Source organism: Devosia equisanguinis (assembly GCF_900631955.1).
Classification (GTDB): domain Bacteria; phylum Pseudomonadota; class Alphaproteobacteria; order Rhizobiales; family Devosiaceae; genus Devosia; species Devosia equisanguinis.
The window spans coordinates 202,313-226,775 of sequence record NZ_UZWD01000025.1 but is presented as its reverse complement, the minus strand read 5'-3'; the positions used below and the strand labels follow the sequence as shown (position 1 = coordinate 226,775).

Genomic DNA, 24,463 nt, shown 5'->3' with positions numbered 1-24,463 from the left:
GTTCCCACTGACCGATATATGGGGCGGCACGCGATGAGTTGAAGGGGACGTGACCCAAAAATGCGAAGGCCGGGCGCTGGGCCCGGCCTTGATGCTTTTGCCTTATTCGGCGGCGTTGGCATTGCTGCCAGCCGTGAGAAATGCCGGTAGTTCGCCGACATCGGGCTGCGGCGCATTGGCAGGGTCGGCAGCGCCTTCCCCACCGGCCGGGCGGCGGCGGCGCGGGCGGCGTTCACGCGGCTTGCGCGGCGCAGCTTCACCATCGGCGGGGGCTGCAGCAGCCTCTTCACCAGCGGCGGCGGGCGCAGACGTCGTCTCGGCCGCCACGGGCTGCGGCGCGGGCTGGCTTGCATCGTCTTCGGCTTCATGGGCCTGGACTTGCTGCACCGGCTGCGGCGAGGAGAACCGTGAGTTCAGCTCGGACACGTCATCGTCGAAATCATTATCGTCCTGGCTCTGGCCTTCACGCTGGCCGTTCATGGCCTGCTGGGCAGAGGAGACAATGCGGAAATAGTGCTCTGCATGCTGGAGATAGTTCTCCGCCATCACCGAATCCCCGGACGATTGCGCGTCGCGGGCCAGCTGCAGATATTTCTCGGCGATATGAGCGGCATTGCCACGGACCTTCACGTCCGGGCCGTTGCTCTCATAGTTCCGCGACAGCGGATTAACATGCTTGCGCCCGCCATTGCGGCCACGCTGCCGGTTCTTATTCTGATTATTGGGTCTCATAGGGTCGCTTTGTCGAACTCTAGAAGTTAAGCGTGACATCTGGAGCGGGCCGGATCGTCAAATCCGGTCGGGCCCCGGCCCTGCGGACTGACACAGGCAGCCATACAGGGTGTAAACTGGCTTCATGAAGACCGTATGCGGTCGGCAACGACCTTGTCGGAAATATCCGCCCCACCCTACGCGTCGCTCCGGATCACCGCAGCCGCGCTGCCTCTGGCAGCCACTCAATCATCGGGTATGGTCGCTGCGGCGCCCATGATGCGCCGTTGACAGCGCCTGCAAACTAACCGCTTCGCAGGCTCTTGACCAGCACAAAGTGAAACGCGGCCCTATGGCCTGCTGATCTGGCTCTGCAGATGGTGCGCGCAAACCACACGATCAAGCCCGCCCAGGTCCTTGTGAACCACTATGTCGGCAAGGCCAGCATGCCCAAACAGCTCGGCGACCGACTGGCCCTGGTCATAGCCGATCTCGACCAGCACCTGCCCGCCGGGCCGCAGGAACCTGGGCGCCTCGGCGGCGATGATGCGATAGGGGGCCAACCCATCTGGCCCGCCATCGAGCGCCAGCTTCGGATCGAACTGCTTCACCTCGGTGGCGAGCGTCTCGATGACGCCAGAGACGATATAGGGCGGATTGGAGACGATGAGATCGAACGGCGCTTCCCCCGGCGGCACCGCCCCGAACCAGTCACCGCGCGCAAAATCGAGCCGCCAGGCAACGCCATGCCGCTCGGCATTCTGCCGCGCCATGATCAGCGCCTCGAGATTGATATCGGTCGCCAAGGCCGAAGCGTCGGACCGGTTGGCAAGGATCGAAATGGAAATGCAGCCCGTGCCGGTGCCCAGGTCGAGCAGCCGCCCGCCCGCCGGCAAGGCGGAGAGCGCCAGATCGACCAGCAATTCGGTGTCAGGACGCGGCTCGAGCGTCGCCGCATTGAGGCCGAAGGCCAGCCCATAGAATTCGCGCTCGCCAATGATACGGGCCACCGATTCACCGGTCATACGGCGCTGCATCAGTTCGGCCAGACGCATCGCCTCGGCCTCATCAACCGGACGCTGTTCATGGGTGGCGAGCACCAGGCTATCCATCCCCATCACATGGCCGGCAAGCAGTTTGGCGTCGAGCGCCGCGGTCTCGAAGCCGAGCCGGCCCAGGACGTCGCGCCAGCCGCGCCACAAGGCCCCGACGCTGATCGGCTCGCTCAGTTGATCGCCTCCATGGCGGCAAGCTGCGCCGCCTGGTTTTCGGTGATCAACGCTTCGATCAGCTCGTCGAGCGCTTCGCCCGAGATGACTTTATCGAGTTTGTAGAGCGTCAGGTTGATGCGGTGGTCGGTCACCCTTCCCTGCGGGAAGTTATAGGTGCGGATGCGCTCGGAGCGATCGCCGGAACCGACCTGGTTCTTGCGATCGGCGGAACGGGCACTGTCGCGCTCCTCGCGCTGGATTTCATAAAGCCGCGCCCGCAGCACCCGCATGGCTTCGGCGCGGTTCTGATGCTGGCTTTTCATGCTCGAGGTCACCACCAGACCGGTGGGCAGGTGGGTGATGCGCACGGCGGAATCGGTGGTATTGACGTGCTGCCCGCCGGCACCGGACGAGCGCATGGTATCGATGCGAATATCCTGGTCGCGGATTTCGATGTCGATGTCTTCGACCTCAGGCAACACCGCCACGGTGGCGGCAGAGGTGTGAATGCGCCCCGAACCCTCGGTGGCAGGTACGCGCTGCACCCGATGCACACCCGATTCGTATTTCATCCGCGCATAGACGCCCTTGCCGGTGACATTGGCGATGATTTCCTTGAAGCCCCCCATTTCGCCGGGGCTTTCTTCCATCACCGTTACCTTCCAGCCATGGCTGGCGGCATAGCGCTCATACATGCGGAAGAGGTCGCCGGCGAACAAAGCCGCCTCGTCGCCGCCCGTACCGCCGCGGATTTCAAGAATGATCGACTTTTCGTCGGCCTCGTCCTTGGGCAGCAGCAGGATACGGATCGACTGGAACAGCGCTTCGATACGCTCGTCGAGCTCTTCGATTTCGGCGGCCGCCATTTCGGCCATTTCCTTGTCGCCACTCTTGAGCAGGGTTTCGGCCTCGGCGCGATCCTTCACGGCCTTCTTGTAGGCCGTGATCTCGCCCACGATCGGGGAGAGGTCGGAATGCTCCTTGGAGAGCTTGGCGAACTCGTCCTGGCTCGCACCCCCGGACAGGGCCGCCTCGATATATTGGAAGCGCATTTCCAGCGCGTCGAGCTTGTCCTGGGGCAGTGAGGGCATGATGCAGTCTTTCCGGCGGCTATGCGGCTGGCTGTAAAGACCGAGCGGAGCAAGTTCAAGTCTTGTCTGGCCGGCGCGACGCCTGACCGACCGCCGTCATCAACCCAGCGGCAGGTTCTGCTTGGCGGCCCATTGGGTCAGCAGGGCGCGTACGCTCTGGCCATTGGCCCCGGCGCCGAGCGCCTTGGCGATCTCGTCCTGAATGGGCTTGAGCTCGAGATTGAGGATCATTTCCTTGATCGGACCGATCGAGGCCGGCCCCATCGAGAGACGCGTCATGCCGATGGCCATCAATGCCAAGGCTTCCATCGGCTTGCCGGCCAGCTCACCGCACATGGTGACCGGCTTGCCGTGGCGCGCGGCGGCATCGACGACGAGCCGAATGGCGCGCAGACGCGGCAGGGCGATGGGATCATAGGCCTTGGAGACGCGCGGATTGGCCCGGTCGGCCGCGGTCAGGAACTGCACGAGATCGTTGGAGCCGATGGAGACGAAATCGGCTTCCGGCATGATCTGGTCGAGCTCGAACAAGAGCGATGGCACTTCCACCATGGCGCCGACTTCGAGCCTGGAGGGCACGGGATGGCCGGCACGCTTGAGGCGGTCGACTTCCTTAGAGATGACCTGCTTGGTCAGGAGAAACTCGAAGGTTTCGGTGACCATGGGCACCAGCACCTTGAGCGGACGTCCCTTAGCGGCTTGCAGGAGCGCCCGGATCTGGGTGCGCAACAGTCCCGGCCGATCCAGCCCCAGGCGGATCGAGCGATAGCCCATGGCCGGATTTTCCTCCGCCGTGGCGCGCAAATAGGGCAGCACCTTGTCGCCGCCGATATCGAGCAGGCGGAAAACGATGGGGCGATCACCGGCAATGCCCATGGCCTCGGCATAGAGCTCGGCCTGTTCCTTGAGCCGGGGCAGGCGGCTGGCGATCATGAACTGCAATTCGGTGCGGAACAGGCCAACGCCCTCTGCCCCGGTATCGTCCAGCATGGGCAGGTCGGCGACAAGGCCGGAATTATGCAGCAGGGTGATATCAACCCCGTCGCGGGTGACGCTGGGCTTTTCCCGCAGCGCTGCGTAATGCGCGCGCCGCTTGGCGGAAATACGCACCTTGTCCACATAGGTCTGCTCGACCTCTGGCGTCGGCCGCAAATGCACCTGGCCCGCCGAACCGTCGATGATGATGTCATCTCCGGTTTCGCACATGGAAACGATCGATTCGGCCTGGCCGACGGCGACCAGGCCCAGCGAGCGCGCGACAATGGCCACATGGGCGGTGGCACCGCCCTCCTCCAGCACCACGCCGCGCAGCTTCTTGCGATCATATTCGAGCAGTTCCGCCGGGCCCATATTGCGGGCCACGAGAACAGCATTGTCGGGCAGCTCGCGCTGCGCCGGCTGATGAGTATTGGTTAGAACGCGCAACAGCCGATTGGCCAGATCGTCGAGATCGTGCAGCCGGTCACGAATATAGGGGTCGGTCTGGCGCAGCATGCGCGCCCTTGTATCGTTCTGAACCCGCTCGACCGCAGCTTCCGCACTCAGCCCGTTGTCGATGGCCTCGGTCAGCCGGTTCACCCAGCCCCGATCATTGGCGAACATGCGATAGGTTTCGAGGATCTCGCGATGGTCCGAACTGGGCTGCATGTCGCCATGGTCGAGCATGGCATCGATGGAGACGCGCATCGAGGCCAGCGCCGCATCCAGCCGCAGCTTTTCCGCATCGGTATCGTCGGCGATGAAATTGGTCACGACCACGCGAGGATCGTGCAGCACCACTTTGCCCAGCGCGATTCCGTCGGTGAAGCTGACGCCGTTGAACATGCGGGGCCGCCTGAGATCGATATCCGATCCTGGCTTGATCAGATTGTCGAAATCGCTGGTAGCGATCATCTCGGCCAAAATCGTGGCCGTGGTCAGCATGGCCTCGGTTTCGTCCTCGCCATAATGACGCCGCTCGGCGTTCTGGACGGTGAGAACGCCCAGGGTCTGCCCGGCGCGCAACACCGGCACGCCGAGGAAGGAATTGAATTTTTCTTCGCCAGTTTCTGGGCGATAGGCAAAGCCGGGATGACTGGGCGCATCATCGAGACTGAGCGGCTCTGCCTCGGCGGCGATGAGACCGACCAGCCCCTCGCCGAGCCGCAGCGTGGTGAGGTGCACCGATTCGGCCTTGAGGCCCTTGGTGGCGAAGAGTTCGAGCGCGCCGTCGTCGCGCAACACATAGAACGAGCAGACATCGGCCCGCATGTTCTCGGCGATGAGAGAGACGATCTTGTCGAGACGAGCCTGCGACGCCAGGGGCTCCGCCATCGTCTCGCGCAATTGCCGCAGGAGCACCCTCGGGCCGCCTATGGTCGTCACCATCGCCTCGTCAGGCAGCCCGCAAAGCCGCCCCCCTTGTCTGAGGACGCGGCCCCGGCTTGCGCGCGGGATCAGGCGTCCTGTCTGTCCAAACCGTAATAGGTGTGCAGAGCCCGAACCGCAAGCTCGGCATATTCTTCATCGATCAATACCGAGGTCTTGATTTCCGAAGTCGTGATCAGCTGGATGTTGATGCCCTTGTCGGCAAGCGCCTTGAACATCGAGGCGGCAACACCGGCATGGCTGCGCATGCCCACCCCCACGACGGAGACCTTGGCGCCGCCGCGCGAGCCGGAAAGGCGCGCATATTCGAAGCGACCGCCATTGTCTTCCAGCGCCTTGACGGCCTTGTCATATTCGCTGTCCGGGACGGTGAAGGTGATATCGGTGGTGGCGCCATCATCGGCGATATTCTGCACGATCATATCGACAATAATGCCCTTGTCGGCCAGCGTGCCGAAAATGGCAGCGGCGACGCCGGGGCTGTCCTTGACATCGCGCAGGGTGATCTTGGCCTCGGCCTTGGCGAGCGTCACGCCCGAAACGATCTGCTTTTCCATGATCTCATCCTCATCGCAGACAAGCGTGCCCGGAACGCCGGGGGTCCCATCGGGCGCGATCTGCGGCGCGTCCGGGTCATCGAAACTGGAGCGGACGGTCAGGCGCACCTTGTGCGCCATGGCCATCTCGACCGAGCGGATCATCAGCACCTTGGCGCCGAGCGAGGCCATTTCCAACATTTCCTCGAAGGAAACGCGGGTCATGCGCTGGGCCTTGGGCACGATGCGCGGATCGGTGGTGTAAACGCCGTCCACATCGGTATAGATATCGCAGCGATCCGCGCCCACGGCGGCGGCGACAGCGACCGCGGAGGTATCGGAACCACCCCGACCCAGCGTCGTGACGCGGCCCTGAGGCGAGATGCCTTGGAAGCCGGTGATGACAGGCACCCAGCCCGCCTTCATGCGCTTGTCGAGCTCGGTCGGGTCGATATCGACGATGCGCGCGGCGCCATGGGCGTCGTCGGTGTGGATCGGCACCTGCCAGCCGGCAAAGCTGCGCGACTGAATGCCCATTTCGCTGAGCACGATGGCCATGAGCCCGGCCGTCACCTGCTCGCCCGAAGCGACCACGGCGTCATATTCACGCGCATCATGGAATTTGCTGGCCTCGTTGACCCAGCCGACCAGCTCATTGGTCTTGCCGCTCATGGCCGAAACCACGACGGCCACCTCATTGCCGGCCTCCACCTCGCGCTTGATGTGGCGGGCGGAATGGCGGATGCGTTCGACACTGGCCATCGAAGTGCCACCGAACTTGACGACGATACGGGCCACTTGCTTCCCCGGTCCTCCGCCGAACCCGGCGGTACGCTTTCAATCGGGCGGGGACATGCCATAAAGCGGCAGCGCAATCAATGGTCATTGCTGGCGCACCCCTCATATGCGGGGTGCCTGGTGGGAAAAGCTGCGGCAGGGTCTAAACTCTTCCGGAGATTAGCCGATGCTGCGTCGCCTCTGCCTTGCCCTGACCTCTTGTGTAGCCCTTGCGGCCCCTGCCGCAGCACAGGATGCCGCCGAACAAGCTTTCATCGATTATCACACAGCGCGCGCCATCGACGCGCAATGCCACTTCCTGCGCTATTTCGAACTCAGCACCATGCGCAATGTGGAACTCAATCTGCTGGCCCCCCTCTGGTTTACCGCGGCCCATGATAGCGGCAAGATCGATGACGGGGAATATTTGGCTGCCTATGAGAAGCTCGCCGAAGCGGGGCGGGCCAAGGCGGCAGGAATCGACTGCGCCTACCAAGCCAAGGCGGCGCCTTTCATCCTCAAGCTGCGCGAACTGACAGCCATCCTCATCTATTCGGATCTGATCATCGCCTTCGACGGCAACGGGTTGAGTGACGAACAGCGCCAGGCCGCGCAAATCTACGAGGCAATGATCTCGCCACTCTACGGCGAGACCTGGCCGCGCTTTGTCGACTATGCCCGTAGCCAGGCGCAGATCAGGTACAATCAGGCCGCCCAGAAGGACGACGACTCAAACCCCCTTGCCGGCATGTGGGATGACGACCCCGAGATGAAGGCCGAATTGGAGGCCTATGGCCTTACTGACGACGGCGTCTATGTGGAAGCATTGCGCAAGGACGCAACCCGCATCATTGATGCCATGCTGTTCGACCTGACCGCCGGCGAAGCCGGCTACCGGGTGCGCTCGGCCTATCTGCCCAATGACACCGCCATTGACCTGATGGTCGATGGCAATGGCACGACCCGCTATGAACTCATCGACATTCCCGGCGCCTACGAGACGCTCGAGGGGACCGGACCGGTGAACCTGATCTTCGCCTCGACACCAGAGGGTGAATTGCTGGCCATGACCTGGGGAGAGAACGCCAGAACGCTGCTGGCCAGCGGTTCGCTGACAGTGCTCGCCAATCCCAATAAGCTCAGCCCCGAGCAAACGACCAGCTTTTCCTACATTCGCAGCCAGGACTGGTTGGACGATGCGAGGTTTTTACCGCGCAGGTTTCCGAGGAGACCTGCATCGGCGGGCCGTGTTTCGTCTTCCCCAAGGAAGCGCTCGACACCATATTGGCCGACTCAGCCAACCAGTCCTATCGCTTCTTCGTTTCCAGCGCCGCCAATCCCGCCATGCCGATGCCGGACAACAACCAGATCCAGACCGGATTCACCTATATTCTCCACAACTGGATGACCTACAAGTCCAGCCAATAGGGCTGCGACACGGAGCGCCTTGCCCGCGAGGGGGTGGAGAGGTCATATGGGGACCGCAAGGAGCCTGCCCATGACCGCCACCACCGTCAACGATGCCGAAGTCGCCAAATTCACCGCGATGGCCGAGCAGTGGTGGGACCCCAAGGGCAAGTTCAAGCCGCTGCACAAGTTCAACCCGGTGCGGTTGAGCTATATCCGCGACAACCTCGTGCGCCATTTCGGCCGCGACCCGGCCTCGATCCGCCCCTTCGAGGGTCTCTCCATCCTCGACGTCGGCTGCGGCGGCGGCCTGTTGTGCGAACCGCTGACGCGGTTGGGGGCCAAGGTGACCGGCATCGACGCGGCCGAGCGCAATATCCGGATCGCGCAAATCCATGCCGAACAGTCGAGGCTGGATATCGACTATCGCGCCACCACCAGCGAGGCCCTGGTGGCCGCCGGCGAAAAATACGATGTCGTGCTCAACATGGAAGTGGTCGAGCATGTCGACAATGTGCCGCTTTACATGAAGTCCTGCGCCGACCTCGTGGCCCCCGGCGGATTGATGTTCACCGCCACGCTCAACCGGACCGCGAGGAGCTGGGCCCTGGCGGTGATCGGCGCCGAATACATCCTGCGCTGGCTGCCGCGTGGCACCCATGACTGGAAGAAATTCCTCACCCCCGAGGAGATCACCGCCCAGTTGCGTCGCAACGGGCTTTCGGTGATCGACGAGATCGGCGTGACCTTTAATCCCATTGCCGACAGCTGGGGCCTCTCGCCTGACATGGCGATCAATTACATGATTTTGGCCGAACGGCCTGCCGCCAAATAGGTGCCGGCCGCCACGGGCATGGCGGCCGGCGTCATGTGCCTGACTGGGCAGGTCAGAACACATAGACCATGAGCGTTCCACCCTGGCGCTGCACGCCCAGGACGTGGCCGGCCTGATATTTGGTCCGGCCCAGCGCTGCGTTGATCAGCGCATCGGACGCAACCTGGCTCACCATGCGGTGGTAATCGCCATTGGACGCCAGCCAGTTGGCGATCTGCTGGCGCACCTGGGCACAGACGCGGATCGGGATCAGCTGGATACTGCTGGCGCGGTTCCAGTTGTTGAGATTGGACTGGCGGAACAGCGTCACCAGCTGGTTGGGATTGCTGCCGGCGCAGGCGGCCGAGCCATTGCTGCTGAAGCCGCCGGAACCGGAGCCGACATGGCTGGAATTCCCGCCATTGCTGCCATTGCCCCCATTCCCTCCATTGCCGCCGCCGGACCCGCCACCGCCGCCATTTCCACCACCGCCATTGCCGCCACCGTTACCGCCGCCGCCATTGCCGCCGTTTCCACCATTGCCGCCATTTCCGCCGCCGCCATTATTGCCACCGCCATTATTGCCACCGCCGCCGGAATTGTTGCCGATATCGACATTGACCAGGCCGTTGGGGCCACCAACATTGACGTTGGCACCGAGCGAACCGAGATTGGCATTGACGTCGACAATGCCGTTGGAGCCGAGCACCGAGGCGTCGACCAGAGGCTTGGAGCCGCCGCCGACATTGGTGGTGACGAGGCCTTCACTGCCGCCGAGGCCGACATTGACCAGACCACTGCTGCCGGCATTGCCGCTCCCCAGGGTCACCAGCGCGCCGCTATCGGAGCCACCGATGACGCCCAACAGGCTTGAGCTGCTGGAACTGCCACCATCGGAGCCGCCGCCCAGCAGGCCGCCCAAAAGGCCATCTGCGAATGCAGCGGACGGCATCAGTGCCGCCACCACAACAATGGCCGTCAAATTCTTCCGAGAAATCATGACTACCTCCACTTCCGGCGACCAAGCGCCTCCTATGGGGAAATCATTCCGGAGCAGAGCGGACAAAAATATCCGCGCCTCTACTTAGATTTTGGCACAACAGGGATTGGAGTTAATAGATTTTAATCCGGTTAATCTGAATAGAATTTTATCGGTTAACCGATTTTGACTTGCCGGACCGCACAATGAGGGGCGTCAGGCGCCATGCAGCTTGGGGAAGGTTTCCGGCCAGTAGGCGTCCTGTTCGAGCACCACATAGAGATGATCGGGGCGGCGCTGCAGCAGCAGGGTGATCGTCGGAACTATACCGTCAAGCCCCGGCTTGGGGGCATCCGACAGAACCAGGCGACCATCGCAGCGATGTTCGATGATGCTGGCCGTGAGTTCGGCATCGGCAACAAACAGGCGCAGGGCGCATTCGCCCAGGGGGACCTGCTCGATATGAACGAGATCGCAGCGCATGAACCGCTCCAGGTTGTCCTGACCCAGAATGGCCGATCAGCGTTTCGAGAGGCTTAGTCCGGCAATGCGGAATTGTACGGCCCCGCATTGCCGGTTGCTGGCGTCAGACCTTCAGCAGATCGTCCTTGCGCACGGACAGCACCAGGCTGTCGCCTTCGACGCGGTCGATATGCTCGGGAAAGATATAGCGGTCGGAGGCCAGGAAGCCGTCCGCGTCCAGCACGACGAAACCTTCGCGCAGGGCCCGTTCCTTCATCTCGGTGGGCAGCTCGTCATCGGGACGAAAGACATCGGCGATGAGATTGGGCAGGGTGCGCGGGTTTTCTTCGAGCACCGGGCTGACGCCGGCAGCGTCGACATCCGGATGGTCCGGCGCCTCGTCAGTGGCACGGAAACTTTCAACCGTACCAATGGCATGCATGGCGCTGTCATAGACCTTCATGCCTTCGCGAATGTTCTCGGGAATAGCGTGCATTTGGGTTCTCCTCGTTTCTATAGAGGCAGAACGGCAGGAGCAGAGGAGTGTTCCTTCACCTTTTTGTCGGTGCGCCGGCGGACGCAATTGTGATCGCCCTGGGCTGAACCTTGAGACGTTTCGGGGCATTAGCCCTGGAAACAAATCGAGTGATTGAACATGAAATCGACTGCCTGCGCGCTGCTGGCGTTCGGGGCGGCAGCGCTTTTTGCCTCGCCTGCCCTGGCCCAATCCCAGGGGACCGAGCCGTTTTCCGAGAGCAATGTCTTCGTCATGGGCGGTCCCTTCACGACCGGCTATTTTGGCGATTCCTTCCTGTTCTGGCAGGATCACTATGAATCCAACTTCTTTGCAGGCGTGGGCTACCAGCATTTCATCTATGCCAATGATGCCGGCTTCAAGTTCGGCGTCGAAGCCGGCCTGGGCCTTCGCGCTGGCGACCGGACCTCGGCCGAGCTTTGGGCCGGCGGCGTGGCCCGTTTCGACATGTTCCAACTGGGCGACATCCGCATCACCCCGTCGCTGACGGCAGGATTTTCTGTGGTGACCGACACGATCGGCATCGAGACCGAACGCGCGCAAAGCATCAATCGCGGCGTGCCGATCCTATACTATCTCGGCCCGGAAATCGCCGTTTCGCATGTCGAACATCCGCAACTGGAGGCCTTTGCGCGCATCCAGCACCGCTCGGGCGGTTTTGGCTCGATTGCTCATATCGATGGGTCCAATGCGGCGACGCTGGGCGTGCGCTATAAATTCTAGTGAGGCGAGCCTGCATAGTGTCCTGCGCAAGCGAAATCTCCGCACGGCGCCTGGCGCCTGCGGGTACTGCGGGATGGGGCGAGCTTCGCCTCGATGCCGGTCGTCCGGCGAAAAATAGATGGTGAGGAAAACCTCGCCCCATCACTGACGGAGACTCTTCGGGGTGGACCGTCCGTGGCTTAAGCGCGTGCCAAACGCTGGAGCCTTGCTCCCGGACCGGGCGCTCGAATCGGTCCCGGATCATCCAACCGCCGAAGGACCGTGGGCGACCCCATGATCATCCGCCATTCCCGCACCGACCGTTCGTCGCGACCGCGCAGCATGTGCGGGAATGCTGCGAGTATGGTCCGGCAGTTGGGGAGGGTGGATAAGTTTTTGAAAGCGGCTGAACCCTCGGTAGCCTCAGGCTTGATTTGAGACAGGCGACCAATTCCTCCGAACCACCAGGTTTCATTCTGTGGAGGGGGGCGGAGGCATGACGTCTGGATCATTTCAAACGTGCGGGGATCGAGGCAGGGGTGTGTGGCCCCGGGTCGAGCCCGAGGGCGCTTCGGTGCAGGCAGACCGCATCTGCGCAACTTGGCTGGGCGCTCGGAACCGTACAACCGTACCGTACGGTACGGTACGGAAAATTCTTGCCGCCGGGCTGGAATGGGTCTAAACAGGGCCATTATAGAACCGGCCCCACCGGCAGCTTTCGAGGACTTCGCCATGCCCGCCTATCGTTCACGCACCACCACCCATGGCCGCAACATGGCCGGCGCGCGCGGATTGTGGCGCGCCACGGGCATGAAGAACGAGGATTTCGGCAAGCCGATCATCGCCGTGGTGAATAGTTTCACCCAGTTCGTGCCTGGCCATGTGCACCTGAAAGATCTCGGCCAGCTCGTTGCCCGCGAGATTGAAGCGGCCGGCGGCGTCGCCAAGGAATTCAACACCATTGCGGTCGATGACGGCATCGCCATGGGCCATGACGGCATGCTCTATTCCCTGCCCAGCCGCGACATCATCGCGGACTCGGTGGAATATATGGTCAATGCGCACTGCGCCGACGCCATGGTTTGCATCTCCAATTGCGACAAGATCACTCCCGGCATGCTCAATGCCGCCATGCGCCTCAATATTCCCGTGGTCTTCGTCTCCGGCGGGCCGATGGAAGCCGGCAAGGCTATCGTCAAGGGCAAGCTGCAGGCGCTCGACTTGGTCGATGCCATGGTGATGGCCGCCGATGATCATTATACCGACGAGGAGGTGCAGGCCGTCGAGGAAAATGCCTGCCCCACCTGTGGCTCCTGCTCGGGCATGTTCACCGCCAATTCGATGAACTGCCTCACCGAAGCGCTGGGCCTCAGCCTGCCGGGCAATGGCTCGACGCTGGCCACCCACTCCGATCGCAAGCGCCTGTTCCAGGAGGCCGGGCACCTGATCGTCGATCTGGCGCGCCGCTATTACGAACAGGAAGACGAGAGCGTTTTGCCGCGCTCCATCGCCACCAAGCAGGCTTTCGAGAACGCCATGGCGCTCGACATCGCCATGGGCGGCTCGACCAATACCGTGCTGCACATTCTGGCCGCCGCGCATGAGGGCGGCGTCGATTTCACCATGGACGATATCGATGCGCTGAGCCGTCGCGTCCCGGTGCTGTCCAAGGTCGCTCCGGCCAAGAACGACGTGCACATGGAAGACGTGCACCGTGCCGGCGGCATCTTTGCCATTCTCGGCCAGCTTGATCGCGCCGGGCTGATCAATCGCAAGGAACCCACTGTCCATGCCACGACCATGGGCGACGCCATCGACAAGTGGGATATTTCCCGCACCAATTCGGAAAGCGTGCGCAATTTCTACATGGCCGCTCCCGGCGGCGTGCGCACAACGCAGGCTTTCTCCCAGTCCAATCGCTGGGCGGAGCTGGACACCGACCGCACCAATGGCGCCATCCGCTCGGCCGATAACCCGTTTTCCAAGGACGGCGGGCTCGCCGTGCTCAAGGGTAATATCGCGCTCGATGGCTGTATCGTGAAGACGGCGGGCGTCGACGATTCGATCCTGAAATTCACCGGCCCGGCCCGCGTGTTTGAAAGCCAGGACTCCACCGTCAAGGCCATTCTCAGCAACGAGATCAAGGAAGGCGACGTCATCGTCATCCGCTATGAAGGTCCGCGCGGCGGCCCCGGCATGCAGGAAATGCTCTATCCGACGAGTTACCTGAAATCCAAGGGCCTCGGCAAAGCCTGTGCGCTGCTGACCGATGGCCGCTTCTCGGGTGGTACGTCGGGCCTCTCCATCGGCCATGCTTCGCCCGAAGCGGCCGAAGGCGGCGCCATCGGGCTGGTGCGCGAAGGCGACATCATCGAAATCGACATCCCCAACCGCACCGTCAACGTGCTGGTGACCGATGCCGAACTGGCAGCGCGCCGCGCCGAGCAGGACAGGATCGGCTGGAAGCCGGCCCAGCCGCGCAAGCGCAAGGTGACCACCGCGCTCAAGGCCTATGCCGCCTTCGTGACGTCCGCATCCAAGGGTGCCGTGCGCGACGTCGACGCCATCAACAAGATGATGGACTGATCCCAGACGTGATCGTCTATCGGATCGACCCGCATCCATCCGATCAGGAACTCGACAGCCTCTGGCGGCGCGCCTGGACCGCGCCGCTGGGGCGATCCTATCAGCCGGTCCTGGCGCGAAGCCTTGGCCATGTCGGGTGTTATCACGGCAAGCAATTGGTCGGCTTCGTCAACATTGCCTGGGATGGCGGCGTGCACGCCTTCATCCTCGACACCTGTACCGACCCCGACTTCCAGCGCCGTGGCATTGCGACCGAACTGGTGCGGCAGGCCGCCCTCCTCGCGCGCGAGCGCGGCGCCGAATGGCTGCATGTCGATTGCGAGCCGCATCTCGACGCCTTCTATCGCGGCTGTGGTTTTCGGCCCAGCGCCGCCGGCGTCATGAAATTGTCGTGACAAGCCCCCCGGCCGGTGCTAACACCCCGACTAGCCACTCAGCGGTCTGCCAAGACAGCTGAACTGGTCAGGTTCGATAGCGGGGATTCCACCCTCCCTATCGAACCGACCCTAATCCCCCCAACATTGCCATCAATCCGAGACGGTCTTGCCGTCGACCACCTTGATCTGCCTTTTGCAGGCGGCAGCGATCTTTTCGTCATGGGTGGAGATGAGGAAGGTGGTCTTTTCCTGTTCATTGATCTCAGCGATCAGGCCCATGACCTGCTCGGCCGATTCGCGATCGAGATTGCCGGTAGGCTCGTCTGCCACGACCAGTTCGGGCTGGTTCATCAGGGCCCTTGCGATGGCCACGCGCTGCTTCTGACCACCCGACAGGGCGGTGGCACGAAAATCCATGCGATGGGCGAGACCCACGCGATCCAGCAATTGCTCGCCCCGCCGCCGCGCACCGGCGGTTTCCCGCCCCTCGGCAATGGCGGTGGGGAAGATGACGTTTTCGAGCGCAGTGAAATCGGGCAGCAGATGGTGGAACTGGAATACGAAGCCGATATGGCGATTGCGGAACTCGGTCAGCGCCGCATCCCGCGCCCGGGTCAGGTCCTCGCCCAGCATGATGTGCTGCCCGCTCGTCGGCTGCATCAGCGTGCCCAAAATGGTGAGGAGGGTGGACTTGCCCGAGCCGGAGGGACCAAGAAGCGCGGCCAGATCGCCCTCGGCCAATTCCATGTCCAGGCCCTTGAGCACGCGCGTTTCCGCCTCGCCCTCGCCATAGGTCTTGACCAGATCGCGCACGGTAACGAGCGCACTCATTGGCCGATCACCGAAACCGGGTCCACCCGCGCCGCCGCTCGGGCAGGCAGGATTGAGGCGAGGATGGCGCCAATGGCGGTGAGCGCGATGGCAAGGCCATAGGCGCCCTGTCGCACATCGACAGGCAAGCCGCCGGGCTGGGCATTTTCCGGCACCGGGAAGGGCGAAAGGGCGAGATAGCCCAGCCCCGCGCCGATCAGCCCACCCAGAATGCCGATCAAGGCGCCCTGCACCACGAAGACCAGCACCACGAAACCGCGGCTGGCCCCGAAGGCGCGCATGATGCCGATCTCGGGCCGGCGTCGATAGGTGGACAGCAGCAGCGCCGAGGCCACGCCAATGACGATGGTAATAAGCGCAAAGGCCTTGATGAGATTGCCCGAACTGGCCTGGGCCCTCAGCCCATCGAGCAATTGCGCATTGCCCTCGGTCCAGGGTGTCGCCTTGAGCCCGGTATCGGCGGCGATGCGACGGGCAAACTCGGCGGCGCGGTTGAGATCGTCGAGCTTGATTTCGACGCGGCTCAGCCCCTGCGGCAATTCGAACAGGGTTCGCGCGGTCGCGGTGCTGACAAAGGCAGCGCGGGCATCGAGGGCATCAAGGCCGATCGAGAAAATGCCGGTGACCACCAGGGGCCGCTCGACATTGCGATCCGATTGCAGCCGAATGACCTGGCCGACGCCGATGCCGAGATCATCGGCCAGCGTCTTGCCGATGATGACGGTGGAATTGGTGAGCACGGTATCGCCGGCCACGATGCGCTTGCCCAGATCGGCAATGGCGGACACCTTGTCGGCCTCGACGCCGGTGACGCCGACCGGGGCACGGGAATGGCCGCGAATGACGAAGCCATTGCCCACGATCTGCGGCGACACGGCCTTGACCCCGGCCATGGCCTCAATGGAGGGGAGGAAGGCTTCGGCGGTGCGCAGCGTCTCGCGTTGCCCGCTCGCCCGCTGCTGCACCAGCAGCGCATCGGCCTCGGGCAGCAACAGGCCCGCCTCGCGGCTCGGCGCCTCAATGGTGACGTGGGAAATATCGCCGACGGTGCGCTGCACCAGATAGCTGGCCAGCCCGCCGATCAGCGCGCTCATGAAGATGAAGACGAAGACGCCCACCGCCACTCCGGCAATAAGCAGGCCCGTTTGCGCCTTGTTGGAGGTGAGATAGCGCCAGGCGATCTTGAAGCCGTAGATCACCGCCCTACTCCGCCGCCGCCATGTCGCCCGCCTCGACGGCGCTGGGATCGAGAATGACCACGTCACCGGCCTTGAGGCCGGACGTGACGATGACACGCTCGGCCGGCCAGTCGTCGAAATCTATCTGCCGTGTCGTGGCAATGCCGTTTTCGATTACCAGGACATGGCTCTGCGTGCCCTCGGTCACGATGGCGCCGCGCGGGATGGACAGCGCGTCGGGCACTTCCTCGACGATGACATTGGCGTTGACAGTCAGCCCCACCGGGAGGGACACCTTGTCGTCAAAGGCGATCTTGATGGCGCGACCGCCGGTGGACGCATCCACGGTGGGGGCAGCGAACACCACTGTGCCATGTTGGGCGACGGTGGCACCGACCGGCTTCAGCAGCGCCTTGAGGCCGCTGGTGACGCGGGAGGAATAGAGCTCGTCGACATCGGTTTCGACCACGAGGTCACTGGTATCGGCGACGACGAAAAGCTGGGTCTGCGGATCGACCAATTGCCCCTGGTCGACACCGCGCGACAGAACCACGCCCGAGATCGGCGCGGTGATCGTGTATTGGGCGCGCTGCTGCTCCACCTGATCCAGAGCGGCCTGCAGGCGCGCGGTCTCATTGGCGGCGGCAGCCAGCGCCAGCTCGGCATCCTGCAGGCTGGAACGGGTGGTATTGTCGCCCAGGGCCCGGGTGCGCTCGGCGGTGGCGGCGGCCTGGCTCTGCTTGACCTGCTGGGCCTCGAGCGCCGCCTTGGCCTGCTGCCACTGCGCCTGCACGAGAGCCGTATCGAGTTCGACCAGCACCTGCCCCGCCGAAACCTCATCGCCTTCGGCAGCACCGATCAGCACCGCCTGCGAGGAGACCGCGGCGCGCACCGTGACCGAGGTGCGGGCGGCGATGCGCCCATTGACCGCGAGAACCTGCGACACTGGCCCCGCTGTCACGGTTTCGGCAGCCACCAGGTTGGCCTTGGCCTCCCAGGGGCGTTCGAACCAGGCATAGGTGCCCCCGCCGCCGACCAGCAGCAGCGCGAGCACCAGCCATCCCCAACGACGCTTGCGCCGCTTGAGGACGGGACGGGAGGATTTTTCGGGAGTGGCCACAGCACACCAGCCTTTTGACGCTATTGGAGCCTATACGGCCCGCGCGCGCCAGCGGATTTGCTGCGGCCAAATTTATGCGTCAGGCGCGGCCGATGGCATCAAGTGCGGCGAAGTCCTCGTCGCTGAGATCGATGGCGGCAGCGGCCAAATTGTCCTCGAGATGCTTGACCTTGCTGGTGCCGGGAATGGGCAGCATGACGGGGGAGCGCTTGAGCAGCCAGGCGAGCGCAATCTGGCTGCCGCTGGCGCCATGCTTTTCCATGACGGCGCGGGCCTTTTCATGACCCTCCACCAGATCACCGCCGGCCAGCGGGAACCACGGGATGAAGCCGATGCCGTGCTTTTCGCAATAGTCCAGCACCGCTTCGCTCTTGCGATTGGCGAAATTGTAGAGGTTCTGCACCGTGGTGACCTTGAAATATTTGCTGGCCTCCTCGATGTCGGCGACGCTGACCTCGGAAAGCCCGGCATGGCGGATCAGGCCTTCTTTCTGCATTGCGGCAATGACCTCGAACTGCTCGGCACGCGGCGTCTTGGCGTCGATGCGGTGCAATTGCCAGAGATCGAGGCGCTCGAGCTTGAGCCGGCGCAGGCTGGTCATGACACCCTGGCGCAGGAATTCCGGACGCCCCAGCGGTGGCCATTGATTGGGACCGCTGCGGGTCAGCCCGCTCTTGGTGGCAATGATGGTGCCCTTGTCATAGGGGGCGAGCGCCTCGCCTATCAGCTCTTCGCTGACATAGGGGCCATAGCTTTCGGCGGTGTCGATGAAGTCGACCCCGATTTCGGGCAGGCGCTTGAGCACGCGAATGGCTTCGTCGCGATCCTTGGGCGGACCCCAGATGCCATCACCGGTGAGGCGCATCGCGCCAAAGCCGAGGCGATTGACCGTGAGGTCGCCGCCAATGGAAAACGTCCCCGACAGGGATGCGTCGAGCTTGGCCATATCAGTCTCCTTGAACGGAAGAATTCAGTTGTCTTCGCCCATATCGGGCAGGGGCAGGAAGTCGATGCCCTCTTCGAGCAGGCTCACCACCTCCTCGCGCGTCGCCTCGCCATAGATGCCGCGGGCCTCGACCTCGTCGAAATGCATCTTGCGCGCTTCCTCGGCAAAGCGATCGCCGACATAATCGGCCTCGGTCATCACCTTCTTGCGATAATCGCGCAGCATTTCGCGGAAGCGGACGAAATCGGGATGGGCAGCCGAGAGCGGCACCCGCTCAGAATCGCTGCGAGCAATGGCCGGGGCCATCAGTGCCTTTTCGACCGGGCTCGCGCCGCACACGGCGCATTCGACCAGGCCGCGGGCCTGCTGTTCGTCAAAGGCAGCGGCGCTCTTGAACAAGGCGTCGAAGCGATGTCCCTTCGAGCACTGAAGCGAATACTGGATCACGGCTCTCGTCGTTCTTTTGCGGCGCAGGACCGCGCCAATCGGTTCAGCATATAGGTCCGCAGCTCAGCTCTGCAAACCCGGGGGCGAAAAATCCCGCGCATTGGCCAGGGCCGGCACGCGGCCGCGCGCTTCAGTGACCGCCGCCGGATCGATCTCGGCGACCAGCACACCGGGTCGATCGTGATCGAGCTCGGCGATGATCCTGCCCCAGGGATCGACAATAAGCGAATGGCCATAGGTGGCGCGGCCATTCTCATGCTGGCCGCCTTGGGCGGCAGCGATGACATAGGAGCCGGTTTCGATGGCACGGGCGCGGAGCAGCACGTGCCAATGCGCCTGGCCCGTGGGCACGGTGAAGGCCGCCGGCACGGCGATGAGATTGGCGCCAGCATTGGCAAGGCTGTTGTAAAGGCGCGGAAAGCGCATGTCATAGCAAATGGAAAAGCCCAGCACCATGTCGCCGACCGGCGCTGTTACCGCCTGTTCGCCACCCCTATAGGTGGCGCTTTCGCGATAGGCATTGAGCCCGGCAATATCGGCATCGAAAAGGTGGATCTTGTCATAGGTGGCGCGCTGCGTGCCATCCGGGCCGAACAAGACCGAGCGATTGGCGAAGCGCCCGTCCTCGAGCGGAATGGGCAGCGAGCCGATCTGGACGAACATGGCGTGCTCTTTGGCGAGCCGCCCCACCGCTGCCAATTGCGGATGGTTCTCGAAGGGGGCCGCCACCGCGCGCAGCTGCTCGCGGTTTTCCGGGAAGATCAGCGTCACCTCGGGGGTCAGCGCATAGTCTGCCCCCTGCCCCTTGGCTTCTGCGAGAAGCGGCACGAGCGCAGCAAGATTGGCGTCCGGATCAAGACCGGACTGCATCTGGATGGCGGCGATCTTCATGATGCCTACTGGGCCAGCAAGGGGTCGAGGCCGCCCTGACGATCGAGCGCAGCCATGTCGTCATAACCGCCCACATGGGTGGTGCCGATAAAGATCTGCGGCACGGTGCGGCGGCCATTGGCGCGCGCTGTCATCGCCTCGCGCAGGGCCGGATCGAGTACGGTGATTTCGGTATAGTCGACGCCCTTGTCCGCCAGCAGCGCCTTGGCGGCGTGGCAATAGGGGCAGGTTGGGGTAGTGTAGATTTCGACCTTGGCCATTTCGGGCTCCGCCATTGGTTCTCTGTGGTCTTATATGGTCACATCCTGCCCGATGACAACGCGGGCAAAGGTAAGCACATCGACTTGCGTGACGCCGGCTTTGCGCAAGGCGCGCGTCGCCGCCTTGACCGTCGCGCCGGTGGTATAGACATCGTCGACCAGCACAACCCGGCTTCCGCGCAACCGTTCCAGCAGCTGGGGATGGGCTTCGAACGCCCCCTGCACATTGCGCGCCCGGCCGTCTTCGGAAAGGCCGACCTGCTGTCGGGTCCGGCGCTTGCGGCGCACCAGATGCGGATCGACCCTCAGGCCCACCAAATGGGCGATCTCGCGCGCGAGAAGCATGGACTGGTTGTAGCGGCGAAAGCGCAGCCGGCTGGCATGCAGCGGCACCGGCACCAGCACTGGCTTGTCGGCCCAGAAATCGGCGCCTGCCCCGACCATCAACCTGGCGCAAAGCCGCGCCAGTTCGGGACGGTCGCCATATTTGAGCCGGCTGACCAGCGTGCCGGCCACCTCGCCATATTGCACGGCAGCCCGGGCCCGCTCGAAGGGTGGCGGGTCGGCCAGCGCTTCAGCCGAACGCGCCTCCGCACCAAGATCGACCTCGAAGGGCAGGCCCAGCACCGGACAATAGGGCGCGGTGATCGGGCGCAGGGCAACAAAGCAGCGGGCGCAGAGCCCATCATCGCCCATCAGCGGCACGCCGCAACCGGCACAGCAGGGCGGGTAGAGCTGGTCGAGAACCATGGTGCCAAGCCGGGCGAGGCCCGCACCCAGCGCTGCAGCTCCAAACCCGGCTTTGACTTCGCGCGCCCCGCTCTCCATAAGCACCATATTGCCACGTCCAGCCCCTTTGGCCAGCCCCGGCGAAAGCCCAACCATGTCCCAGCTGCCCCGCCTGTTCGACCCCGCCCAGATCGCCCGCAATCTCCAGCGCCGCCCGGCCAGCGACAATTTCGTGCTCGACCTCGTGCTCGACGATCTGGCCGACCGGTTGGGTGCGCATATGCGCGCCTTTTCGCGCGCAGTGCTGATCGGGCCGGATGCCGATCGCCTGCCGAAAACGCTCCATACCGGCAGTGGGCCGGTCAACCTAAGCGTGGTCGAGGCCTTTTCCGGTACCGAATTTCCGGATGTGCCTGAGGGGCCGCACGATCTCATCATCTCACTGCTGCACCTGCAGGCGGTGGACGATGTGCCCGGCCATCTGGCGCGGCTGCGGGCGCAACTGGCGCCTGATGGGCTGTTGATGGCCGCCTTTATCGGCGGCGAAAGCCTCACCGAACTGCGCGAGGCCTTCCTGAGTGCCGACCTCGCCATATCGGGCGGCGCCTCCGCCCGCATCGCGCCCATGGTGCAGGTACGCGACGCCGGGGCTTTGCTGCAGCGTGCCGGCTTTGCCTTGCCGGTGGCCGATGTCGAAACCCATGTGGTGCGCTATGGCACCCCGTTTGCGCTGATGGCCGAACTCAAGGCGCTGGGCGCCGCCAATCCGCTGGTCGACCGGCCACGGCGCTTTGCCACCCGCACTTTGCTCGCGGCGGCGGCGGAGGCCTATGCCCAGAAGGACGCCGATGCCGATGGGCGTATTCGCGCCACGCTGGAGATCGTCTGGATCGCCGGCTGGGTGCCGCATGAAAGCCAGCAGAAGCCGCTGCGGCCCGGCAGCGCCAAGGTCAGCATGACCCAGATGCTCGGCGACAAGTCCTAGACACAAGGCAGCGCTGATGCCGCCTTGTATCGGACGTTCTCAGCGCGCGCTGGCCGGCAGATGCGGCAATAGCAGGTCGCGAATGGTCTTGTAGGGCGCCAGCATCACCACGGCGAGCACCAGCTTGACCAGGAAATCGCCCAGCGCCAGGGACTGCCAGAGCTCGACTTCGGGGCCCACACCCAAAAGCTGCGCCGGGAACGGCAGAGAGGAATCTTCCATCCCGAAGAATGTGTCGATGCCGGCAAAGGCCGGGGCCATGGCGAGGGTGAAGAAGATGGCGGTATCAAGCGCCGAACTCACCAGCGAGGAAAACATCGGCGCATGCCACCAGGCGCCGTGGCGCAGGCGATGGAAGATCGACACATCGAGCAATTGCGCGACGAGGAAGGCCGTGCCGGAGGCGATGGCGATGCGCGGAGTGGCCAGCCAGATCGACAGTAGCACGGCGACGACAAAGCCGGCGACCACGACCAGACGGGCCTTGGCTGGACCAAAGGTGCGGTTGGAGAGGTCGGTGACAAGGAAAGCGACCGGATAGGTAAAGGCGCCCCAGGTGAGGATTTCGCCCACATGCACGCTGCCCAGGGTCACATCGACCGGAAACTGCACGAGAAAATTGGAAGCGGCGACAATGGCCACCATGGCGACCACGGCCGCGAGGAAACGAGACAGCATCAGACTGTACCTTCTATGAGCCGCGTTCCGGCAAAAGACCGGCGCGGATGATGTCGGGGCACGAAGCACCCCTTCAAAAAACAAAGGCCGCGCGGCACCGGGGCGCCACGCGGCCAAAAACTTTAATCCGGAAAGGCTCAGCCGGCGAGGGCGGCGCGCACTTCCTTCTTGATGCCCAGAGCCAGGGGGCTCAGATCGGCGTCGTCCTGCTTGATCAGGAATGCATCGAGGCCACCGCGATGCTCGACCGAGCGCAGGGCAGCGGCAGAGATGCGCAGCTTGACCGGACGGTTCAGCGCGTCGGACAGCAGGGTGACGTTGACGAGGTTCGGGAGGAAACGACGACGGGTACGGTTGAGAGCGTGGGAAACATTGTTGCCCACCATAACGCCCTTGCCGGTCAGTTCGCAGCGACGTGCCATGTGAATATATCCTGTTTGTGTAAAGGTCCTGCGTGGCGGGCGATCCCGCAACGGGCCTCGGTTGTGTTGAATGGGGCGGTCTTTAGAGCCTTAGGCCCTTGCCGTCAAGCAAATGCGGCCTCAAAGGCCCGAGAGCGCCTTGCCAGCGCCTTTTGCTGTCGGCACCGTGGAGCCGATTGTCTGATTCGCCCCGCCCGGAAGCGTCACCGGTGGGTGTATAGCATATGAGCAGATTGCCTTGATCCGATCCACCCTTGCTACCGCCATCGCCTTTCTCGGCCTGGCCCATCCCGCACTGGCCCAGACCAAGGCCAGCGCCAATTATGTCCTGACGCTGGGCGGCATCAATGTGGCGCGCATGCAGGTCGATCTCAACGACACCGGGCGTCGCTACGATCTCGATGTGAATGCCAATGTCGCCGGCCTCGGAACACTGGTGGCCAGCGGCACCGCCAAGGCCAGCGCCAGCGGCAATTCGGCCGGCAATAGCCTGGTTGCCGATAGTTTCGATCTCCAGACCAAGGCCAATGGCGAAACTTTCGACGTCACCGTCAGCTTTGCCAACAAGTCAGTCTCCGCCTTCAAGGTCGATCCCCCGGTGCTCGACAGCTGGGATCGGGTGGCGCTGGAGCGCAGCCATCTAACCGGGGTGGGTGATTTCGTCTCCGCCTTCGTCATCAAGGCCGGTGCGCTCGACAAGTCCATCTGCGAGCGGCGCATGAACATCTTTACCGGTGTGGAGCGTTTCAATCTGGCCATGAGCTTCGTCAAGACCGATGAGGCCACCTCGCCGCGCACCGGCTATCAGGGTCCGGTGGTGCTGTGTTCAATCAAGTACCAGCCGATTTCGGGGCACTATGCCTCGTCCGAGATGACCACCTATCTTGCCGATACCAGCCGCATCCTGGTCTGGTTCGCACCCCTGGGCGCAACCGGCTATTTCATCCCCTATCGCGTGCTGCTCGGCACTTCGGCCGGCGACCTTTCCATGGTGCTGGTCAGCGCCAGCTCCTGATCCGGCTGTCCCGATTTCGGACGGTCAAAGCCTTTTTTGCCAATTTTATCTGCCCCGGGTCCCGCAAGGCCTGGGGCAAATCGTTAATGGGCACCGTACCCCGCCGGCCTGGAACCGAAAGAGCTTGGCAGGAAAGCCGCCTCGAGGTCCGAAATTTACCCTTTGTTGACCCTGATGAACGGGTTTTCGCCAATTTTTGGCGCATTGCCGGCACAGCGTCCGGCGCTTGTGGGTAAGGGTTCGGCGCCACACCATATCTGGCGGTGAACAAAGCACGATTGCGCGCCTTGCCGCGATTCTGTCTCTGTTCGTTCCGGTTTTGATCGCTGCGTTAACGGCGCCGACGACCGCAGGTCGAAACTGTCCCGGATCGGGAAGATGTCATCGCCAAAATCGTGATCGGCAT

Annotated in this window: 25 protein-coding genes; 7 read left to right on the top strand and 18 right to left on the bottom strand. The window is 63.4% G+C overall.

Annotation, left to right across the window (positions count from 1 at the left end; genetic code table 11):
- Positions 1 to 102: 102 nt before the first annotated feature.
- From DEVEQU_RS10610 to DEVEQU_RS10590, 5 genes are all read right to left on the bottom strand, one after another.
- Entirely contained in the window at positions 103 to 732 is a 630-nt protein-coding gene (locus tag DEVEQU_RS10610; protein WP_126150537.1) for a DUF4167 domain-containing protein, read from the bottom strand.
- Between the two features lie 329 nt (positions 733 to 1,061).
- Positions 1,062 to 1,913, bottom strand: a complete 852-nt coding sequence (gene prmC / locus DEVEQU_RS10605; RefSeq protein ID WP_126150536.1) for a peptide chain release factor N(5)-glutamine methyltransferase — start codon at positions 1,911 to 1,913, stop codon at positions 1,062 to 1,064.
- 23 nt (positions 1,914 to 1,936) lie between these two features.
- Positions 1,937 to 3,013: a peptide chain release factor 1 gene (prfA, locus tag DEVEQU_RS10600; RefSeq protein WP_126150535.1), complete on the bottom strand. Its 1,077-nt coding sequence runs from the start codon at positions 3,011 to 3,013 to the stop codon at positions 1,937 to 1,939.
- A gap of 99 nt (positions 3,014 to 3,112) precedes the next feature.
- On the bottom strand, positions 3,113 to 5,380 hold the full coding sequence (gene ptsP / locus DEVEQU_RS10595; RefSeq protein ID WP_126150534.1) for a phosphoenolpyruvate--protein phosphotransferase: 2,268 nt from the start codon (positions 5,378 to 5,380) through the stop codon (positions 3,113 to 3,115).
- Between the two features lie 68 nt (positions 5,381 to 5,448).
- Positions 5,449 to 6,714 carry an aspartate kinase gene (locus DEVEQU_RS10590; protein WP_126150533.1) on the bottom strand — a complete coding sequence of 422 codons (1,266 nt, stop codon included), beginning with the start codon at positions 6,712 to 6,714 and terminating at the stop codon, positions 5,449 to 5,451.
- 166 nt (positions 6,715 to 6,880) lie between these two features.
- Between DEVEQU_RS10590 and DEVEQU_RS10585 the strand changes: the two genes are divergently transcribed.
- Positions 6,881 to 8,101: a hypothetical protein gene (locus DEVEQU_RS10585; protein ID WP_126150532.1), complete on the top strand. Its 1,221-nt coding sequence runs from the start codon at positions 6,881 to 6,883 to the stop codon at positions 8,099 to 8,101.
- Between the two features lie 90 nt (positions 8,102 to 8,191).
- Positions 8,192 to 8,935, top strand: a complete 744-nt coding sequence (gene ubiG / locus DEVEQU_RS10580) for a bifunctional 2-polyprenyl-6-hydroxyphenol methylase/3-demethylubiquinol 3-O-methyltransferase UbiG (RefSeq protein ID WP_386849560.1) — start codon at positions 8,192 to 8,194, stop codon at positions 8,933 to 8,935.
- A gap of 52 nt (positions 8,936 to 8,987) precedes the next feature.
- Here the strand turns inward: ubiG and DEVEQU_RS19895 are convergent, their stop codons facing one another.
- From DEVEQU_RS19895 to DEVEQU_RS10565, 3 genes are all read right to left on the bottom strand, one after another.
- Positions 8,988 to 9,914 carry a hypothetical protein gene (locus DEVEQU_RS19895; protein WP_164550347.1) on the bottom strand — a complete coding sequence of 309 codons (927 nt, stop codon included), beginning with the start codon at positions 9,912 to 9,914 and terminating at the stop codon, positions 8,988 to 8,990.
- Positions 9,915 to 10,109: 195 nt separating this feature from the next.
- Positions 10,110 to 10,376 carry a hypothetical protein gene (locus DEVEQU_RS10570; protein WP_126150531.1) on the bottom strand — a complete coding sequence of 89 codons (267 nt, stop codon included), beginning with the start codon at positions 10,374 to 10,376 and terminating at the stop codon, positions 10,110 to 10,112.
- 103 nt (positions 10,377 to 10,479) lie between these two features.
- Complete coding sequence (locus tag DEVEQU_RS10565; protein WP_126150530.1) at positions 10,480 to 10,851, bottom strand: hypothetical protein; 372 nt, start codon at positions 10,849 to 10,851, stop codon at positions 10,480 to 10,482.
- Positions 10,852 to 11,010: 159 nt separating this feature from the next.
- Here DEVEQU_RS10565 and DEVEQU_RS10560 point away from each other — a divergent pair, with 159 nt between their 5' ends.
- The 3 genes from DEVEQU_RS10560 (at position 11,011) to DEVEQU_RS10550 (ending at position 14,573) form a co-directional block, all read left to right on the top strand.
- Complete coding sequence (locus DEVEQU_RS10560; protein ID WP_126150529.1) at positions 11,011 to 11,613, top strand: hypothetical protein; 603 nt, start codon at positions 11,011 to 11,013, stop codon at positions 11,611 to 11,613.
- A 711-nt stretch (positions 11,614 to 12,324) separates the two neighbouring features.
- On the top strand, positions 12,325 to 14,178 hold the full coding sequence (gene ilvD / locus DEVEQU_RS10555) for a dihydroxy-acid dehydratase (protein ID WP_126150528.1): 1,854 nt from the start codon (positions 12,325 to 12,327) through the stop codon (positions 14,176 to 14,178).
- An 8-nt stretch (positions 14,179 to 14,186) separates the two neighbouring features.
- On the top strand, positions 14,187 to 14,573 hold the full coding sequence (locus DEVEQU_RS10550; protein ID WP_386849561.1) for a GNAT family N-acetyltransferase: 387 nt from the start codon (positions 14,187 to 14,189) through the stop codon (positions 14,571 to 14,573).
- Positions 14,574 to 14,705: 132 nt separating this feature from the next.
- Here the strand turns inward: DEVEQU_RS10550 and DEVEQU_RS10545 are convergent, their stop codons facing one another.
- The 8 genes from DEVEQU_RS10545 to DEVEQU_RS10510 form a co-directional block, all read right to left on the bottom strand.
- On the bottom strand, positions 14,706 to 15,386 hold the full coding sequence (locus DEVEQU_RS10545) for an ABC transporter ATP-binding protein (protein WP_126150526.1): 681 nt from the start codon (positions 15,384 to 15,386) through the stop codon (positions 14,706 to 14,708).
- Complete coding sequence (locus DEVEQU_RS10540; protein ID WP_126150525.1) at positions 15,383 to 16,585, bottom strand: ABC transporter permease; 1,203 nt, start codon at positions 16,583 to 16,585, stop codon at positions 15,383 to 15,385. Before DEVEQU_RS10540 ends, DEVEQU_RS10545 begins: the two co-directional genes overlap by 4 nt.
- Positions 16,586 to 16,589: 4 nt before the next feature.
- Positions 16,590 to 17,684, bottom strand: coding sequence for an efflux RND transporter periplasmic adaptor subunit (locus DEVEQU_RS10535; protein ID WP_164550346.1), 1,095 nt, complete (start codon positions 17,682 to 17,684; stop codon positions 16,590 to 16,592).
- Between the two features lie 79 nt (positions 17,685 to 17,763).
- Positions 17,764 to 18,630, bottom strand: coding sequence for an aldo/keto reductase (locus DEVEQU_RS10530; RefSeq protein ID WP_126150523.1), 867 nt, complete (start codon positions 18,628 to 18,630; stop codon positions 17,764 to 17,766).
- Positions 18,631 to 18,654: 24 nt separating this feature from the next.
- Complete coding sequence (locus tag DEVEQU_RS10525; protein ID WP_126150522.1) at positions 18,655 to 19,077, bottom strand: DUF1178 family protein; 423 nt, start codon at positions 19,075 to 19,077, stop codon at positions 18,655 to 18,657.
- 63 nt (positions 19,078 to 19,140) lie between these two features.
- A complete protein-coding gene (locus tag DEVEQU_RS10520) occupies positions 19,141 to 19,968 on the bottom strand; it encodes a carbon-nitrogen hydrolase family protein (RefSeq protein WP_126150521.1) in 828 nt (275 codons plus the stop codon).
- A 5-nt stretch (positions 19,969 to 19,973) separates the two neighbouring features.
- Positions 19,974 to 20,228, bottom strand: coding sequence for a glutaredoxin 3 (gene grxC, locus DEVEQU_RS10515; protein WP_126150520.1), 255 nt, complete (start codon positions 20,226 to 20,228; stop codon positions 19,974 to 19,976).
- A gap of 30 nt (positions 20,229 to 20,258) precedes the next feature.
- Positions 20,259 to 21,113: a ComF family protein gene (locus tag DEVEQU_RS10510; protein WP_223214177.1), complete on the bottom strand. Its 855-nt coding sequence runs from the start codon at positions 21,111 to 21,113 to the stop codon at positions 20,259 to 20,261.
- On the opposite strand from DEVEQU_RS10510, the gene DEVEQU_RS10505 reads away from it, so the two are divergent.
- On the top strand, positions 21,112 to 21,942 hold the full coding sequence (locus tag DEVEQU_RS10505; protein WP_126150519.1) for a class I SAM-dependent methyltransferase: 831 nt from the start codon (positions 21,112 to 21,114) through the stop codon (positions 21,940 to 21,942). The genes DEVEQU_RS10510 and DEVEQU_RS10505 overlap by 2 nt on opposite strands.
- Positions 21,943 to 21,981: 39 nt before the next feature.
- Here DEVEQU_RS10505 and DEVEQU_RS10500 read toward each other — a convergent pair whose 3' ends face one another.
- Both DEVEQU_RS10500 and rpmB read right to left on the bottom strand, forming a co-directional pair.
- Positions 21,982 to 22,620 carry a VUT family protein gene (locus DEVEQU_RS10500; protein WP_126150518.1) on the bottom strand — a complete coding sequence of 213 codons (639 nt, stop codon included), beginning with the start codon at positions 22,618 to 22,620 and terminating at the stop codon, positions 21,982 to 21,984.
- Between the two features lie 137 nt (positions 22,621 to 22,757).
- The gene (gene rpmB / locus DEVEQU_RS10495) at positions 22,758 to 23,042 is read right to left on the bottom strand and encodes a 50S ribosomal protein L28 (RefSeq protein WP_126150517.1); all 285 of its coding nucleotides are present in this window, start codon (positions 23,040 to 23,042) and stop codon (positions 22,758 to 22,760) included.
- Between the two features lie 238 nt (positions 23,043 to 23,280).
- On the opposite strand from rpmB, the gene DEVEQU_RS10490 reads away from it, so the two are divergent.
- Positions 23,281 to 24,057: a DUF3108 domain-containing protein gene (locus DEVEQU_RS10490; RefSeq protein ID WP_164550345.1), complete on the top strand. Its 777-nt coding sequence runs from the start codon at positions 23,281 to 23,283 to the stop codon at positions 24,055 to 24,057.
- The last annotated feature ends 406 nt before the right edge of the window (positions 24,058 to 24,463 follow it).

Excerpts from the sequence above, each read along its gene's own strand:
- DEVEQU_RS10560 (WP_126150529.1), top strand. The coding sequence starts at position 11,011 with ATGAAATCGACTGCCTGCGCGCTGCTGGCGTTCGGGGCGGCAGCGCTT.
- DEVEQU_RS10530 (WP_126150523.1), bottom strand. The coding sequence starts at position 18,630 with ATGGCCAAGCTCGACGCATCCCTGTCGGGGACGTTTTCCATTGGCGGC.
- DEVEQU_RS10505 (WP_126150519.1), top strand. The coding sequence starts at position 21,112 with ATGTCCCAGCTGCCCCGCCTGTTCGACCCCGCCCAGATCGCCCGCAAT.
- DEVEQU_RS10510 (WP_223214177.1), bottom strand. The coding sequence starts at position 21,113 with ATGGTTGGGCTTTCGCCGGGGCTGGCCAAAGGGGCTGGACGTGGCAAT.
- grxC (WP_126150520.1), bottom strand. The coding sequence starts at position 20,228 with ATGGCCAAGGTCGAAATCTACACTACCCCAACCTGCCCCTATTGCCAC.
- DEVEQU_RS19895 (WP_164550347.1), bottom strand. The coding sequence starts at position 9,914 with ATGATTTCTCGGAAGAATTTGACGGCCATTGTTGTGGTGGCGGCACTG.
- DEVEQU_RS10585 (WP_126150532.1), top strand. The coding sequence starts at position 6,881 with ATGCTGCGTCGCCTCTGCCTTGCCCTGACCTCTTGTGTAGCCCTTGCG.
- ilvD (WP_126150528.1), top strand. The coding sequence starts at position 12,325 with ATGCCCGCCTATCGTTCACGCACCACCACCCATGGCCGCAACATGGCC.
- DEVEQU_RS10610 (WP_126150537.1), bottom strand. The coding sequence starts at position 732 with ATGAGACCCAATAATCAGAATAAGAACCGGCAGCGTGGCCGCAATGGC.
- prfA (WP_126150535.1), bottom strand. The coding sequence starts at position 3,013 with ATGCCCTCACTGCCCCAGGACAAGCTCGACGCGCTGGAAATGCGCTTC.
- DEVEQU_RS10500 (WP_126150518.1), bottom strand. The coding sequence starts at position 22,620 with ATGCTGTCTCGTTTCCTCGCGGCCGTGGTCGCCATGGTGGCCATTGTC.
- DEVEQU_RS10570 (WP_126150531.1), bottom strand. The coding sequence starts at position 10,376 with ATGCGCTGCGATCTCGTTCATATCGAGCAGGTCCCCCTGGGCGAATGC.
- ptsP (WP_126150534.1), bottom strand. The coding sequence starts at position 5,380 with ATGGTGACGACCATAGGCGGCCCGAGGGTGCTCCTGCGGCAATTGCGC.
- DEVEQU_RS10565 (WP_126150530.1), bottom strand. The coding sequence starts at position 10,851 with ATGCACGCTATTCCCGAGAACATTCGCGAAGGCATGAAGGTCTATGAC.
- rpmB (WP_126150517.1), bottom strand. The coding sequence starts at position 23,042 with ATGGCACGTCGCTGCGAACTGACCGGCAAGGGCGTTATGGTGGGCAAC.
- DEVEQU_RS10545 (WP_126150526.1), bottom strand. The coding sequence starts at position 15,386 with ATGAGTGCGCTCGTTACCGTGCGCGATCTGGTCAAGACCTATGGCGAG.
- ubiG (WP_386849560.1), top strand. The coding sequence starts at position 8,192 with ATGACCGCCACCACCGTCAACGATGCCGAAGTCGCCAAATTCACCGCG.
- DEVEQU_RS10520 (WP_126150521.1), bottom strand. The coding sequence starts at position 19,968 with ATGAAGATCGCCGCCATCCAGATGCAGTCCGGTCTTGATCCGGACGCC.